Here is a 13915-nt window from a genome sequence, read left to right as displayed (position 1 = left end):
GGCACCTACCCCTCGGGTATTCGCCCAGGTCAGAGCCGGATACTCCGATGAGCTCCGGAGCCGCACCCCCGCTCGGCACGACTAAAAGTCGCCATTCGTGACACAAAACCACCCCGCAGCCTCTGAACCCGACACAAGCGCCCCCCGCACAAACCTCCTCAGACCCACCCGATCCGCCTCGTTCCAGTCATTCCAACACTGTGGACGGCCTGCGAGGCGGCGGACCACCTACCACCAGGAGCACCTCATGACCGATGCCCTTCGACCGGCCGCCGACTTCCTGTCGCGCCGCTCCGTCCCCGACCCGCAGGCCCCCACGGTCCGCCCCCGGCGCCTGCGCACCACTCCCGCGATGCGGCGCCTGGCGCGCGAGCACGTCGTGGACCCGGCCGCCCTCATCCTGCCGGTGTTCGTGCGCGAGGACATCGATACCCCCGCCCCGTGGAGGCGATGCCAGGGGTCGTCCAGCACACGCTGGACTCGCTGCGCAGGGAGGCCGCCGCCTGCGCCGAGGCCGGCATCGGCGCCATTGACCTGTTCGGCGTTCCCGCCACCCGGGACGAGGCCGGCACGGCGGCCTGGGCCGAGGACGGCATCCTCAACCGCGGGATCGCGGCCGTGCGCGCGGAGGTGGGGGACGAGGTCGTCGTCTGCGCGGACACCTGCCTGGATGAGTTCACCAGCCATGGCCACTGCGGCCTCATCCGCCCCGAGGGCCCGCGCGCCGGCGAGGTCGACAATGACGCCACCCTGGCCACCTACCAGGCGATGGCCGTCTCCCAGGCGGAGGCCGGGGCGCACATGGTCTCCCCCTCGGGGATGATGGACGGGCAGGTCGCCGCGATCCGCGCCGCCCTGGACGCCACCGGCCACGATGACGTCGCGATCCTGGCCTACTCGGCGAAGTACGCCTCGGCCTACTTCGGGCCGTTCCGGGAGGCCGTGGGCTCCACGCTCACCGGGGACCGGCGCGCCTACCAGCAGGATCCGGCCAACCGCCGCGAGGGCATGCGCGAGGTGATGCTCGACGTCGCCGAGGGGGCGGACATCGTCATGGTCAAGCCGGCCGGCCCCTACCTGGACGTGCTGGCCGACGTCGCCGCCGCCTCACCGGTGCCGGTGGCGGCCTACCAGGTCAGCGGCGAGTACGCGATGGTGGAGGCGGCCGCGCAGCGCGGGTGGATCGACCGCGAGCGCGTCATCGCCGAGTCGGTGCTGGGCATCGTGCGGGCGGGGGCCGACATGGTCCTGACCTACTGGGCCCGGGAGATCGCCGAGAACCCGGCCCTGCACTGATACAAGAGCCACGGAGGGCAGGATCGTTCCGGTAGGTTGGGAATCAGTTCCGGCCGGCGCGAGGTCACCTCCCGAACCGGCCCTGACCAGTTCATCGACAGGAACATCGTGACTCAGCAATCGCAGCCCGCAGGCCGGCCCTCCAGTGCCACCGCCTCGACCAACACCTCCCTGTTCGAGGCGGCTCGCGCCGTCATCCCCGGGGGCGTCGACTCCCCCGTGCGCGCCTTCGGCTCAGTGGGTGGCACGCCGCGGTTCATCGCCTCGGCAAGCGGTGCCCACGTCACCGACGCCGAGGGCCGCAGCTACGTGGACCTGGTGGGCTCGTGGGGCCCGGCGCTGCTGGGGCACGCCCACCCCGGCGTCGTCGCCGCGGTCCAAGCGGCCGCCGCCCGCGGCCTGTCCTTCGGCGCCCCCACCGCCACAGAGACACTCCTGGCCGAGGAGGTGCGCCGCCGAGTGCCGGCCGCGCAGAAGGTGCGCTTCGTGTCCACCGGCACCGAGGCGACGATGACGGCCGTGCGCCTGGCCCGCGGCGCCACCGGCCGCGACCTGGTGGTGAAGTTCGCGGGCTGCTACCACGGGCACAGTGACGGCCTGCTCGCGGCGGCCGGCTCAGGCCTGGCCACCGGCGGCCTGCCGGGCAGCGCCGGCGTGCCCGCGGCGGTGGCCGCCCAGACCATCGTCCTGCCTTACAACGACGTCGCCGCCCTGGAGGCCTGCTTCGCCGAACGGGGCGCCGAGATCGCCGCGGTCATCACCGAGGGCGCCCCGGCCAACATGGGGATCGTGCCGCCGGCACCCGGCTTCAATGCCGCGATCCGCCGTATCACCGCCGAGCACGGCGCCCTCATGATCCTCGATGAGGTCCTCACCGGCTTCCGCGTGGGCCCGGCCGGCTGGTGGGGCCTGGAGGCCGTCGACGGCTGGACCTCGGACCTGCCGGGCCAGGCCACTGAGCGCGCCGACGTCGCAGCCCCCTCCTGGCCGGGCGCCGACTGGCGCGAGCGCGCCGCCTGGGTGCCGGACCTGGTGACCTTCGGGAAGGTCGTGGGCGGCGGGATGCCGCTGGCCGCCGTCGGCGGGCGGACGGAGGTCATGGACCTGCTGGCGCCGGACGGCCCCGTCTACCAGGCGGGCACGCTCTCGGGGAATCCGCTGGCCACGGCGGCCGGCCTGGCCACGCTCCAGCTGGCCGACGACGCCGTCTACGCCTCGGTGGCCGCCCGCGCCCAGACCATCGGCGAGGTGGTCTCGGCGGCCCTGAACGAGCAGGGCGTGCCCCACCGCGTACAGCGGGCGGGCTCGCTGTTCTCCTTCATGTTCGGGCAGCGGGCCGCCGAGCAGGGCGTGAGCGACTACGAGGCCGCTCGCGCCCAGGAGACCTGGCGCTACGGGCCCTTCTTCCACGCCTTCCTCGAGGCGGGGGTGGGCCTGCCGCCGTCGGTCTTCGAGGCCTGGTTCGTCTCGGCCGCGCACGGCGAGGCGGAGCTGGAGGCGATTGCGGCCGCGGCCCCGGCGGCCGCCCGTGCCGCGGCCCGGGCCCAGGCGAGCTAGACAGCCCCCGCCCTCAGAGCAGTACACCCGCCCCCAAGCGAGCTGACGGGGACCGCGAGCCCCACCCCTTACGGCCGCCAGGGCGGCGGGGCGAGGGCGGCTTCGTAGGCGGCGACATCGACGTCGGCGTTGAGGCTGATGACGATGCGCATCCGGGAGTCGGGGTGGGCCGCCAGCCAGCGGCCGATCGTCTCCAACGTCACCAGGGCGGCCTGCCGCTTGGGGTAGCCGAAGACGCCGGTGGACAGCGAGCACAGGCCGACGCTGCCCAGCCCCGCGGCGTGCGCGACGTTGAGGACGCTCGTGTAGCACGAGGACAGCAGGCGCCGGTCACGCAGGGTCGGCTTGCGCCCGTCCTCGATGACGGGCCCCACCGAGTGGATGACGTGCTGGGCCGGCAGGTGGTAGCCGCCGGTGAAGACGGCCCGGCCGGCGGGCTCCCCGCCCTGGCGACGGGTGGGGTCGAAGGTCTCGGCCCAGGTCATGTAGCGGGCGCACTCGGCGCGCAGGGCCGGCCCGGCGACGGCGTGGATGATGTTGTCGATGCAGCGGTGCCCGGGGGCGAAGCAGCCGAGCATCCCGGAGTTGGCGGCATTGAGGACGGCGCCGGCGCGCAGCCGGGTGAGGTCGCCGCGCCAGAAGGCCACGTTGCGGCCCAGCAGGCCGGGAACGTGATCGGTGATGGCCAGGGGCGGAATCTCGGTGGCGTCGACCATGCCGCGCTCGGCGGCCTCGGCCTCCAGGAGGGTGTCGAGGTCGGCGGCGATGTCCTCGGGAAGGGGCGCCGGGGGGCGAGCGGTGAGCAGGAAGTCGAGCATGGTGCGCAACTCGTCGGGGTCGGTGGGGACCGTCGAGTCGATCCAGTCCGTGGCCCCCTCGGGGTCAGAACGCAGGAAGGCGTAGACGAGGTGGCGCACCAACGCGTCGCGGCCCGAGGCACCGACGGGGACCGCCCATCGGGCTCTGACAGCGTGGCTGACGTGGGACTCCAACTTCACGCGGGCCATCATAGGATATCAAAACGTAATGTTCTGCCCTTGGGTGGGCGAGCCGGGCAACAGACAACGACGTCGCCCGGAAACGGCGGGTTCCCGGGCGACGTCGGACGGCTGCGGGCACCGAGAGGACGGCCCCGCGGCGGGCGACGGATCAGGCCTGAGTGCCGGCGGCGGCCTCCTCCTCGGCGATCTTGGCCTTGAGCTCGTCCATGTCGAGCTCGCGCACCTGCGTGATGAGGGAGTCCAGCGCGGGGGCGGGCAGGGCACCGGCCTCACGGTAGACCAGCACGTTGTCGCGGAAGACCATGAGCGTGGGGATCGAGGAGATGCCCAGGGCACCGGCCAGATCCTGCTCGGCCTCGGTGTCGACCTTGGCGAAGGTGATGTCCGGGTTTGCCTCGGAGGCCTTCTCGTAGATGGGGGCGAAGCGCATGCACGGGCCACACCAGGAGGCCCAGAAGTCGACGATGGTGATGCCCTCGCCGTGGATGGTGTCCTTGAACTCGGGGCCGGTGATGTTCTTGGTGGCCATGAGTGTTCCTTTCAAGACTGTGGAGACAGATGGGTTCCACTGCGGCCAACACGGCCGGGGCCCAACCTATTCCTGAGGTCGGCAATCCTCGTGACGGGGCCGCCCGGCCTCGCACCGGTACCGCGCCGCCGTCTCTTGCGGCCGGGGACATTCCACGCGACCGGGTGCGCGCCGTCCCGGCCGGGGACACCCGACGCGTCCGGGGACAGGATTCCGGTCCCCGACGGCGTCGAACGCCCCCGCCCGCACAGAAATGTCCCCGCCGGCGTCGAACGCCACCCGGGGAGAACGGTCCCCATGGGCGTGAGGCACCCGCCACCCCCAGACTTGACTCGCCAGCCACTACCGACCTGCCGACAGTTTTCAGGAGGGCACCCCATGACGATCTACCTCCGCACCTGCCCCACCACCAGCATCAAGGTGCTCGGGTGCCTGGGCGCCCTGGCCGCCGCCGGCATCGCGCTTCTCTACCCGTTGATCCTGCTCATGACCGCCTTTGCCCTGGGCGCCCTGGACGAGGCCGTCGCCTACCCGGAGGACAACGAGTCGATAGCCAATGCCGCGACTGCGGTAGGCGCGACACCACTCATTTTCAGCCTCGTGCTGACCTCCGTCATCTTTGGAGCAACCTCCTGCTTCACGGGCACGGACCGGTGGCTCACCAAGGACGCGACAGTGACTTATCGCGATATCGCGTCGGCACGGTTCCTCCATGTCGCCCGGGATCCCAACAGCCGCGCCGTGGGCATGCTGTGGGCGATGCTCGCGGGCATGCTGGTGACGGCCTCCCCGTTCACCATGATGTCTATCCCGCACTCCCTGATCTACAGCGATTCCACTCAAGATCTGGCCGTGGGGGCCACCTGGATTCTCGGCCTGGCCCACATCGGCCTGTTCGTGGCACTGAAACGCGCTGCCGCACGCCGGCGGGCAAGCGCGGTACGCCTGAGAACGTACGGCGTGGCGGTCGCGGACCCGAAGTCCTTCTCCCTCCCCCTGCCTTCCAGCCGTGGCAACCTCAGCATCCAAGAGGTCCCGGTGCACTTGGGTCGCGTGAAGGTCCAAGCCGTCTACGCCCCACCCGCCGGAGGTGCCGAGCCGGGGCGACCGGTCATCATCCCGCGGCTCGGCCTGACGGTGAGACCCTCACGGCTCGACGACGCCCGCTCCCGGGTCGAGGCCCGGCTCGACGAGGTCTGGCGGGCCGCACAGCTGATACGAGCCTCAGTCGAGCAGGAAGAGACGGCCGACGCCCCGACATCGGAGGCTGAGACGAATCCGGCTCACCAGCCACCACATCAGGACGCGGACCCCGGTCACGACCCGCCCCAGACAGAAGACACCCCTCCCACGAGTCGCGGCTCCACCACCTGACCCAGCCCTGCACAGTGCGGCCGGGGACATTCCACGCGGCCGGGTGCGCGTCGCTCCGGAGGGGGACATCCTGCGCGTCCGGGGACAGGATTCCGGTCCCCGACGGCGTCGAACGCCCCCGACCGCACAGAAATGTCCCCGACGGCGTCGAACGCCCCTGCCCACAACGGAACCCCACGGCGGCAGTCACCGGCGCACAGCCCTACACATGCCCGTTTCCAGACACACACCCATCCGCGATGTCCAACAATCCAACATTGTATGCAATCCTTCCTCTTTAGATGTCATACAACCACCACTAGGATGACATCATGGACGTGAGCATGTTCGTTGACGACACCATGGGGGAACTGGTCGACATCACCGGCTCCGACCCGGTGACCGGCAGCTGGCAGCACAAGGCCTTCATCCCCACCCCACTCGGCTCCGATGAGCCATCCATCAGCGGAGGCACCTACCGGATGGTGGCAGCAGCCGGGCGCGCACTGGCCGCCCTCGACGCCACGGCCCAGCAGCTGCCGAACCCCTACCTGCTGCGAACCCCCTCCCTACGGCGCGAGGCTCAGTCGACGTCGGCCCTGGAGGGCACATACGCCCCCCTGCGCGAGGTGCTCACCGCCGACGACGACGCCCCCGCGACCGCCGAGATGACGGAGATCCTCAACTACGTCCGCATGGCCAACAGCGGTTTCCTGTGGGCGCAGGAGGGGCGTCCCATCACCCTGTCGCTCGTCGAAGACCTTCAGGGCGAGCTCATGCGGGGCACTCCCCTGGAGCCCGCTTCAGGTCGCCTGCGCGACACCCAGGTCATGATCGGCCACCGCACCGGTGCGCACAGCACGACCCCGATCCATGCGTCCCGATTCGTTCCCGTACCGCCCGGGGATCCTCTTCGCGCCGGCATGCGTGCCCTCGTCGACTGGCTGCATCGGGACCACGAGGGAGACATCGACCCGATCATCGCCGCGGGCATGGCCCACTACCAGTTCGAGACCCTTCACCCCTTCCGGGACGGCAACGGGCGCCTGGGGCGGTTCCTCATCGTGCTCACCCTCCTGAGCTCGGGTGTTCTCAGCGAACCCACGCTGACGGTCTCGCCGTGGTTCGAGGAGCGCCGCGCCGAGTACTACGACTCGTTGCTGCGAGTCAGCACCCACGGCGACTGGGACACCTTCCTGACCTTCTTCTCCCAGGGACTGGCCGCGGCGGCCACCAGCACGCGCCACCAGATGCTCGCCCTGTCCGCTGCGCACCAGAGCCTCAAGGAGACGGTGCGCACCTCCAGCCTGCGGTCCGCGCACGCTCTTGACCTTGTCGACTTCGCGGTCGCGAATCCGAGCTTCACGGTACGCAAGGTCGAGGCGGCCCTCGGCATCTCGTACGGGCGAGCCAACGGCCTGGTTGCCCAGCTGGCTGACATCGGGGTGCTCGACGTCGTCGAGACCGGCTCGCAGCCTCGCCGCTTCGCCGCCCCTGCCGTCCTGAAGGTCCTGCTCGCCTGAGCCCGCCCCACCTCTTGCGGCCGGGGACATTCCACGCGACCGGGTGCACACCGCTCCGGACGGGGACACCCGACGCGTCCGGGGACAGGATTCCGGCCCCCGGGCGCGCGGACTGCCCCCGGCCGCGCAGAAATGTCCCCGACGGCGTAGAACGCCCCCACTCCGGGAGAGTGACCCCATGTGCGGGTGATACCCACCGGCCCTACGACGCCTGCCGCCACACCACAGGGCCCTGCCCACTCGTGCGCTGACACGGGCAACCGGCCCGGCGCCATCGTTTTCCACTATTCGGCGGACTCCAACCGCCGACACGGACAATTTTCTTCACTACACTTCCCGACGACGCACCACCCAGATCGAGCCACGGTGCCGCCGCACCCCGGCAACACGCCGGGCACCTCCCAACCCTTGAGAAGAGCAGCATCGCCACATGAATGAGATCCAACCGTTCCGACCACTGCAGGCGCCGGTAGCAGTTGCGCTCAGCGCCTTCGCCATCATCGCACTCACGGAACTGCATAGCCTCGACCCCGACTCCACATCATTTTCAATCGACTCATTCAACGCATTATCCGCCGTTGTTTTCTGGATAGTCTCCTCAGGGGTGGTCACCTACAATTCCCCGCAAGCACAAGGGGCGACAAGCGCAGTATTCACTGTCGCCGCCCTCGTGGGTGAGATCATGCCAGCAGACAGTGAACATAGACGGAGCACCCTCTCGGAGATCTCTCCCATCCTGTGGATCCTGGCTGGAATCATGTGCGGATCGGCCGCGGCAACATGCACCACCATCAGCCGCACGAGCAAGCATCACTCAACTCTCAGCATCACGGACCAGCTCCTCGGGAGAATCGCGGTCGCAGTACTTGCCAGCCTCCTGGCATCCGCACCACTCGTGAGCACCTCACCCTCTCGCTTATGGGCGACACCCGGACAGACCAGCATGTCTATTATCACATTCCTCTGCGGTTTCGCGATGACTGCATTTGCCGGACTATCGCCCTTCATTCCCCCGATCTATCTGGTCGTCACCCTTATCCGCTACTACACCTTCGACAACGCAGAGGCGGCGGGTACCTACCTGGCCGACATTCTCCCCATCCCTCTTCTCGCCATCTCCGCCACAGCAGGACTGCTCACCATGTACCACTACAAGAAGCCACGACCAATCACGTCGAGCCAATCCACAGAATCTCACACTTCATCACACTAAGAGGATACTCATGAATAATGAAATCTCTTTTCAGCAGTTACGTGCACCCATCGCCGTGGCGCTCACAGTGATCCTCAACTCGATGTTCGCCCTACCCTCGGATGCGCGCCTGACAGATCTTTCCAAGGTTGAGAGTCCGCTCATCCTCGCCTCGATCCTGTTTATTTTCCCTCTGGCGATATGGAATCATCCGCCCAGCCTGGGGGCTTCAGGAACGACCCTGCTGATCCTGAGCCTCCTGGCGCATTCCCACAGAGGCACGTACGGGGACTTCGAACACGCCGCCAGGCCTCTGTGGTTCACCGCCGGCCTGCTCCTGGGAGCGGCGCTCGCCTTCGTCGCCAGAAAGCACGTACGCTCGACCCTCTCGCAGGTATCCGGATGGAGGTACATCCTCCACCCCGCACGACTCACTGAGGCGATCGTCGGAATCAGCACCATCCTCGTTCTTTTTAGGCCCTCAAACCCACAGTTCATCCACGTCGAGCACGCCGACACTGCCACCAGTGAGGGCTCCCTGCTCTTCTGGTTCGCCGCGGGGGTATTCATTACCCTGTTGGCCGCCATCTCCCCGACGGCGACGACCATCTGCCTGGCTGCCATCGTCTGGTTTCACGGCGTCAACGATTACAGCGCGTTTCCCACCACCGGCACCGTTTCCATCCTGTTTATCCTTGTGCTGGTGAGCATCAGCCCTCTGTTCGTCCTTCACGATCTCCCAGCGCAGGAGACCGAGGATTCCGACACCAGCACCGGCGACGTCGGCGTCGACGGCCCCGGCCTCGCAGAAATGCCCCACCGGTGAGGGCAACACAGTCTTCTCCCCAGCGCCGTCTACTATCGGTCCATGCCGTCTGAAATCAGCCCGGGCACTCGGCTGCGGGCGTGGGAGCGGGCCGCGGAGTGGCCGCTGGCCGGTGCCGCCGTCGTCTTCCTGGGCGCCTATGCCTGGGAGGTACTCACCAACGCGCAAGGCGCAGCCAAGGAGACGGCCGAGCTCGTGATCGGCGCCGTGTGGGCACTGTTCGGCCTCGACTATCTTGTCCGCCTGGTCCTGGCGCCGAACCGGGGCCGCTGGTTCCTCCGCCACCTGCCCGACCTGGCGATCATTGTCCTGCCGATACTGCGGCCGCTCAGGCTCCTGCGCCTGGTGACGCTCGTGAGCATCATGCAGCGCAGCGCCGGCACCGCGCTGCGCGGACGCATCACCCTGTACACGGCCGGCAGTGCCGCCCTGCTCATCTTCACCTCGGCACTGGCCGTGCTGGATGCGGAGCGTCATGAGCCGGGCTCCTCGATCCAGTCCTTCGGCCAGGCCCTGTGGTGGGCGCTGACGACGATCACCACCGTCGGCTACGGCGACACCTTCCCGCTCTCCACGCAGGGGCGCTTCATCGCAGCGCTGCTCATGATCGGTGGGGTGGCACTCGCCGGCGTCGTCACCGCGACCCTCGCCTCGTGGATCGTCTCGCTGGTCGAGGAGGAGAACGCCGAGCAGGAGGCTGCCACGCAGGCGCAGGTGGCAGCCCTGCAGCAGCAGGTCAGCGAGCTGAGCGAGCGCATCGACCGTCTTCTGGCGGAACGCGACTTGGGACGCTGACGGTGGGCCTCCCCCGGTCCGACGTCGGCCCCACTGACCGCGCAGACACCGAACCGAGCCGGGCATCTCTCGCGGAGGACAACAGAATTTCTGTCCGGCTACGCGAAAGATGCCCGGCTCGGCGCGGAGGGCTACGCCGCACACAGATTCGCAAGCTCAGTCATTCATCGTCGGCACGCAGAAGCGGACCATAGTCGCGCCCGCCGTAGTAGACGCCGATGATCTCAATCATCTCATCGGTGATGGCGAAAGCGATGACAGCACGTCGGCGAAACCCGATGGTGCGCAGGCCGGGGCGGATGTCGTCGCGAGCGCGACCAACCATTGGGAAGTCGGCCAACGCATCGCACCGGTCCATCAGCGCGGTCACGTAGGCCTCGGCGCGATCAGGGAAGCCCGACTCGTGTGCGATCCAGTCGTAGAGATCGGTCAGATGACGCTGCGCCTGCGGAGAGTATCCCACACGCCGGGTCACAGATCGCCCTCACGCCTCGGAGGTCCGGCGGGAGTGATGGGCCGCGATGTGGGCACGCACCTGCGAGGCATTCAGGGCCAACGAGGGATCAGCCCTCAGCTCGTCATACGCCGGCGCCACATCGCCGCGCAGCCAGGCATCAACGGCCTCCTCACGGGCGAACAGCTCCCGGAGTCCATCAGTGACTGCCTCACTGCGGTCGGTGTAAGCACCCGATGCGACGCGCTGCTCCAACTCGTCCGCCAGATGAGTTGGCAGAGTGACACTCACTTGTCTGCTCACAGGACACCTCCTCTCCTCTGATGGACGGGACTCTACACCGGGCTCCTGGGAAGATCGGCGGCCACACTGACCGCGCAGACACCGAGCCGGGCACGTCTCGCGCAGCCCGACCGCATAACGGTCGCCTCACGCGAAAAGTGCCCGGCTCGGCGAAAGAGAGGACCCAGTCAGCCCCGCAGCTCGGCGGCCACCAGCTCGGCGAGCTCGACGGCGTTGAGGGCCGCGCCCTTGCGCAGGTTGTCCCCCACGGCGAAGAACTGCAGGCCGTGGCCCGGCGCGAAGGCCTGGTCGGCGCGCAGGCGCCCCACGAAGGTGCCGTCGCGGCCGGCGCCCTTGAGGGGGCTGGGCACGTCGTCGTAGGTGACGCCGGGAGCCGCCTCCAGCAGCTCGCGGGCGCGCTCGACGCTGATCTCGCGCTCGAACTCGGCGTTGATGCTGAGCCCGTGGCCGGAGAACACCGGGATGCGCACGCAGGTGCCGGAGACCAGCAGGTCCGGGATCCCCAGGATCTTGCGGGACTCGTTGCGCAGCTTCTGCTCCTCGTCGGTCTCACCGGAGCCGTCACCGGCGTCGTTCCCGGCCCAGGCCACGGCGTTGAAGGCGATGGTGTCGACGTAGACCTCCGGCGCGGGGAACTCGACGGCCCGCCCGTCCAGGGCCAGGCCCTCCATGTCCTCGTTCACGACGGCGCGCACCTGCCCGGCCAGCTCGGCCACCCCGGCCCGACCCGATCCGGAGACGGCCTGGTAGGTGGAGACGATGAGGCGGATGAGCCCGGCCTCCTCGTGCAGCACCTTGAGGGCAGGCATGGCCGCCATGGTGGTGCAGTTGGGGTTGGCGATGATGCCCTTGGGGCGCTCGCGCAGCGCGTGCGGGTTGACCTCGCTGACCACGAGCGGCACCTCGGGGTCCTTGCGCCAGGCCGAGGAGTTGTCGACGACGACGGCCCCGGCCGCCGCGAAACGGGGGGCGTGCTCGCGCGAGGCCGCGCCCCCAGCGGAGAAGATGGCGACGTCGATGCCGGCCAGGTCCGCGGTGGCGACGTCCTCAACCTCGACCTGGGCGCCGCGGAAGTCCACGACGGTCCCGGCGCTGCGGGCCGAGGAGAAGAAGCGCACCGAGCGGGCGGGGAAGTCGCGCTCGGCCAGCATGGCGCGCATGACGCGGCCGACCTGGCCGGTGGCCCCCACGACGGCGACGCAGACGCCGTCGGCCACTCCGGTGTAGGTGTTCACGGGATTGCTCATCGTCCGGTCCCTCCGTAGACGACCGCCTCGGCGGCCTGGGCGTCGAGGCCGAAGGCGGAGTGGACGGCGCGCACGGCCTCGTCGAGTACGGCGTCGTCGACCACCACCGAGATGCGGATCTCGGAGGTGGAGATCATGTGAATGTTGACCCCGGCCTCACTCAGCGAGCCGAACAGGCGCGCCGAGACCCCCGGGTTGGAACGCATTCCGGCCCCCACCAGGGACAGGATGCCGATGTCAGGGTTGAAGTGCAGGCTTCGGAAGCCCAGCTCCTCGCGGGCGGCCTCGAGGGCCTCGCGAGCGGCGGCGGAGTCGCCGTCGGGGCAGGTGAAGGAGATGTTGGTCAGGCCCGTCCCCTCGGCGGAGACGTCCTGGACGATCATGTCGATGTTGGCGTCGGTGCCGGCCACGATCGCGAAGATGCGGGCGGCGGCGCCGGGGACGTCGGGCACGCCCACGAGCGTGATCTTGTCCTGGCTGCGGTCGTGGGCGATTCCGGAGATGACGGGGGCTTCCACGTGGTCCTCCTTGGCGGTCGGGCGGGGGCGGGCCTGGGCCCGCGCGGCGATGGCATTGCGGTGCGCGGTGTCGACGACGGAGGCCGAGGGCCCCTCGTCGAGCCCGGCGGGGTCTGAGGGCGAGGTCGGGACGGCCGGGGCGGCTTCCTGGGCCTCATCGGCGGCCTGCGGGGCGGCCGGGCTCGCGGCACTGGGGGCGCTGTCGGTGTCGGCGGCAACGACGTCGTCGAGCTGGGCGGCCACGACCGAGGGCACGAAGGCGCCCTCGCGGCGGCCGTCGTAGATCCAGGTCCCGGTCTTGTCGGAGAAGGAGGAGCGCACGTGCAGGGGCACCCCGAAGCGGCGGGCGTACTCCACGGCGCGCAGGTGGAGGATCTTGGCGCCGTGGGCGGCCAGCTCCAGGGTCTCCTCGCTGGAGAGGGACTCGATGCGCTTGGCGGTGGGGACGATGCGGGGGTCGGCGGTGAACAGGCCGTCGACGTCGGTGTAGATCTCGCAGACGTCGGCGTTGAGGGCGGCGGCCAGGGCGACCGCGGTCGTGTCGGAGCCGCCGCGCCCCAGGGTGGTGGTGTCCTCAACCTCGTTGATGCCCTGGAAGCCGGCGACGATGGCGACCGAGCCGGTCTGGATGGAGCGGGCCACACGCTCGGGCAGCACGCCGACGATGGAGGCCTTGCCGTACTTGGAGTCGGTGAGGACGCCGGCCTGGGCGCCGGTGTAGGCGCGCGCCGGGACGCCGAGCTCGGAGACGGCCATGGCGAGCAGGGCCACGGAGATGCGCTCACCGGCGGACAGCAGGATGTCCATCTCGCGGGCGGGGGCGTCGGTGGTCAGGGCGGCGGCCTGGTCGAGGAGCTCGTCGGTCGTATCCCCCATCGCGGAGACGACGACGACGACCGTGTTACCGGCCTCGCGGGTGGCGACGATGCGCCGGGCGACGCGCCGCATCGCGTCGACGTCGCTGACGGACGAGCCGCCGTACTTCTGGACGACCAGTGCCATAAGGCGCTCCTCGGGTCCTGGAATCAGTGCGTGTCTAGCATCAGGTGCTCCGCGCCGGTGCGGGCGTCCTGGCAGGGGCTTCCGGGGGTGGAGCCGTCGCCGTGCGGCGCCCACGACGACGTGGCTGGGGTCAAGCATACGGTGCGCCGTGTTGCCTGCACATCACGCGGCCCGCAGCCCTCGCCCTGCACGCCCTGCGACCACACTTCGACAGAATCTTCAGAATCGACCCGGAGCCGCGTCGTTTCTGAAGTTTTGGTCGAAGTGTCGACGTGAGGCGGGCCCGAGAGCCACCCCACTCACGCCCACTCTTACATAC

The 13915-nt window shown here is 69.4% G+C and carries 12 protein-coding genes and 1 pseudogene; 7 read left to right on the top strand and 6 right to left on the bottom strand.

Annotated features, from left to right (window positions below; translation table 11 throughout):
• Nucleotides 1-247: 247 nt before the first annotated feature.
• Nucleotides 248-1296, top strand: a pseudogene (hemB, locus tag HMPREF9058_RS07005) (porphobilinogen synthase).
• 108 nt (nucleotides 1297-1404) lie between these two features.
• Nucleotides 1405-2853: a glutamate-1-semialdehyde 2,1-aminomutase gene (locus tag HMPREF9058_RS07000; RefSeq protein WP_043537904.1), complete on the top strand. Its 1449-nt coding sequence runs from the start codon at nucleotides 1405-1407 to the stop codon at nucleotides 2851-2853.
• 68 nt (nucleotides 2854-2921) lie between these two features.
• Here HMPREF9058_RS07000 and HMPREF9058_RS06995 read toward each other — a convergent pair whose 3' ends face one another.
• Together HMPREF9058_RS06995 and HMPREF9058_RS06990 are read right to left on the bottom strand one after the other, a co-directional pair.
• Nucleotides 2922-3863, bottom strand: coding sequence for a macro domain-containing protein (locus HMPREF9058_RS06995; RefSeq protein ID WP_020992009.1), 942 nt, complete (start codon nucleotides 3861-3863; stop codon nucleotides 2922-2924).
• A 139-nt stretch (nucleotides 3864-4002) separates the two neighbouring features.
• Nucleotides 4003-4383, bottom strand: a complete 381-nt coding sequence (locus tag HMPREF9058_RS06990) for a co-chaperone YbbN (RefSeq protein ID WP_009406633.1) — start codon at nucleotides 4381-4383, stop codon at nucleotides 4003-4005.
• 378 nt (nucleotides 4384-4761) lie between these two features.
• On the opposite strand from HMPREF9058_RS06990, the gene HMPREF9058_RS06985 reads away from it, so the two are divergent.
• The 5 genes from HMPREF9058_RS06985 (at nucleotide 4762) to HMPREF9058_RS06965 (ending at nucleotide 10072) form a co-directional block, all read left to right on the top strand.
• The gene (locus HMPREF9058_RS06985) at nucleotides 4762-5757 is read left to right on the top strand and encodes a hypothetical protein (protein ID WP_009406596.1); all 996 of its coding nucleotides are present in this window, start codon (nucleotides 4762-4764) and stop codon (nucleotides 5755-5757) included.
• A 311-nt stretch (nucleotides 5758-6068) separates the two neighbouring features.
• Nucleotides 6069-7259: a Fic family protein gene (locus HMPREF9058_RS06980; RefSeq protein ID WP_009406654.1), complete on the top strand. Its 1191-nt coding sequence runs from the start codon at nucleotides 6069-6071 to the stop codon at nucleotides 7257-7259.
• Between the two features lie 430 nt (nucleotides 7260-7689).
• Nucleotides 7690-8472 carry a hypothetical protein gene (locus HMPREF9058_RS06975; protein WP_009406643.1) on the top strand — a complete coding sequence of 261 codons (783 nt, stop codon included), beginning with the start codon at nucleotides 7690-7692 and terminating at the stop codon, nucleotides 8470-8472.
• A gap of 10 nt (nucleotides 8473-8482) precedes the next feature.
• Nucleotides 8483-9277, top strand: a complete 795-nt coding sequence (locus HMPREF9058_RS06970; protein WP_009747669.1) for a hypothetical protein — start codon at nucleotides 8483-8485, stop codon at nucleotides 9275-9277.
• 42 nt (nucleotides 9278-9319) lie between these two features.
• Entirely contained in the window at nucleotides 9320-10072 is a 753-nt protein-coding gene (locus HMPREF9058_RS06965; protein WP_009747683.1) for a potassium channel family protein, read from the top strand.
• Between the two features lie 160 nt (nucleotides 10073-10232).
• On the opposite strand, the gene HMPREF9058_RS06960 is transcribed toward HMPREF9058_RS06965, so the two are convergent.
• From HMPREF9058_RS06960 to HMPREF9058_RS06945, 4 genes are all read right to left on the bottom strand, one after another.
• A complete protein-coding gene (locus tag HMPREF9058_RS06960) occupies nucleotides 10233-10535 on the bottom strand; it encodes a type II toxin-antitoxin system RelE/ParE family toxin (RefSeq protein WP_232211353.1) in 303 nt (100 codons plus the stop codon).
• A 21-nt stretch (nucleotides 10536-10556) separates the two neighbouring features.
• Nucleotides 10557-10829, bottom strand: coding sequence for a type II toxin-antitoxin system ParD family antitoxin (locus HMPREF9058_RS06955; protein ID WP_003788084.1), 273 nt, complete (start codon nucleotides 10827-10829; stop codon nucleotides 10557-10559).
• Nucleotides 10830-10996: 167 nt separating this feature from the next.
• Complete coding sequence (locus HMPREF9058_RS06950; protein WP_043537881.1) at nucleotides 10997-12076, bottom strand: aspartate-semialdehyde dehydrogenase; 1080 nt, start codon at nucleotides 12074-12076, stop codon at nucleotides 10997-10999.
• On the bottom strand, nucleotides 12073-13596 hold the full coding sequence (locus HMPREF9058_RS06945) for an aspartate kinase (RefSeq protein WP_009747705.1): 1524 nt from the start codon (nucleotides 13594-13596) through the stop codon (nucleotides 12073-12075). Before HMPREF9058_RS06945 ends, HMPREF9058_RS06950 begins: the two co-directional genes overlap by 4 nt.
• Nucleotides 13597-13915 lie beyond the last annotated feature (319 nt).

Origin of the sequence: Actinomyces sp. oral taxon 175 str. F0384 (genome assembly GCF_000223355.1) — a bacterium.
Classification (GTDB): domain Bacteria; phylum Actinomycetota; class Actinomycetes; order Actinomycetales; family Actinomycetaceae; genus Actinomyces; species Actinomyces oris.
This window is presented reverse-complemented; position numbering and strand designations above follow the sequence as displayed.

Bases quoted from the DNA above. Each gene is read 5' to 3' on its own strand.
- HMPREF9058_RS06990 (WP_009406633.1), bottom strand. From the start codon at position 4,383: ATGGCCACCAAGAACATCACCGGCCCCGAGTTCAAGGACACCATCCAC.
- HMPREF9058_RS06985 (WP_009406596.1), top strand. From the start codon at position 4,762: ATGACGATCTACCTCCGCACCTGCCCCACCACCAGCATCAAGGTGCTC.
- HMPREF9058_RS06980 (WP_009406654.1), top strand. From the start codon at position 6,069: ATGGACGTGAGCATGTTCGTTGACGACACCATGGGGGAACTGGTCGAC.
- HMPREF9058_RS06965 (WP_009747683.1), top strand. From the start codon at position 9,320: ATGCCGTCTGAAATCAGCCCGGGCACTCGGCTGCGGGCGTGGGAGCGG.
- HMPREF9058_RS06970 (WP_009747669.1), top strand. From the start codon at position 8,483: ATGAATAATGAAATCTCTTTTCAGCAGTTACGTGCACCCATCGCCGTG.
- HMPREF9058_RS06945 (WP_009747705.1), bottom strand. From the start codon at position 13,596: ATGGCACTGGTCGTCCAGAAGTACGGCGGCTCGTCCGTCAGCGACGTC.
- HMPREF9058_RS06995 (WP_020992009.1), bottom strand. From the start codon at position 3,863: ATGATGGCCCGCGTGAAGTTGGAGTCCCACGTCAGCCACGCTGTCAGA.
- HMPREF9058_RS06950 (WP_043537881.1), bottom strand. From the start codon at position 12,076: ATGAGCAATCCCGTGAACACCTACACCGGAGTGGCCGACGGCGTCTGC.
- HMPREF9058_RS06975 (WP_009406643.1), top strand. From the start codon at position 7,690: ATGAATGAGATCCAACCGTTCCGACCACTGCAGGCGCCGGTAGCAGTT.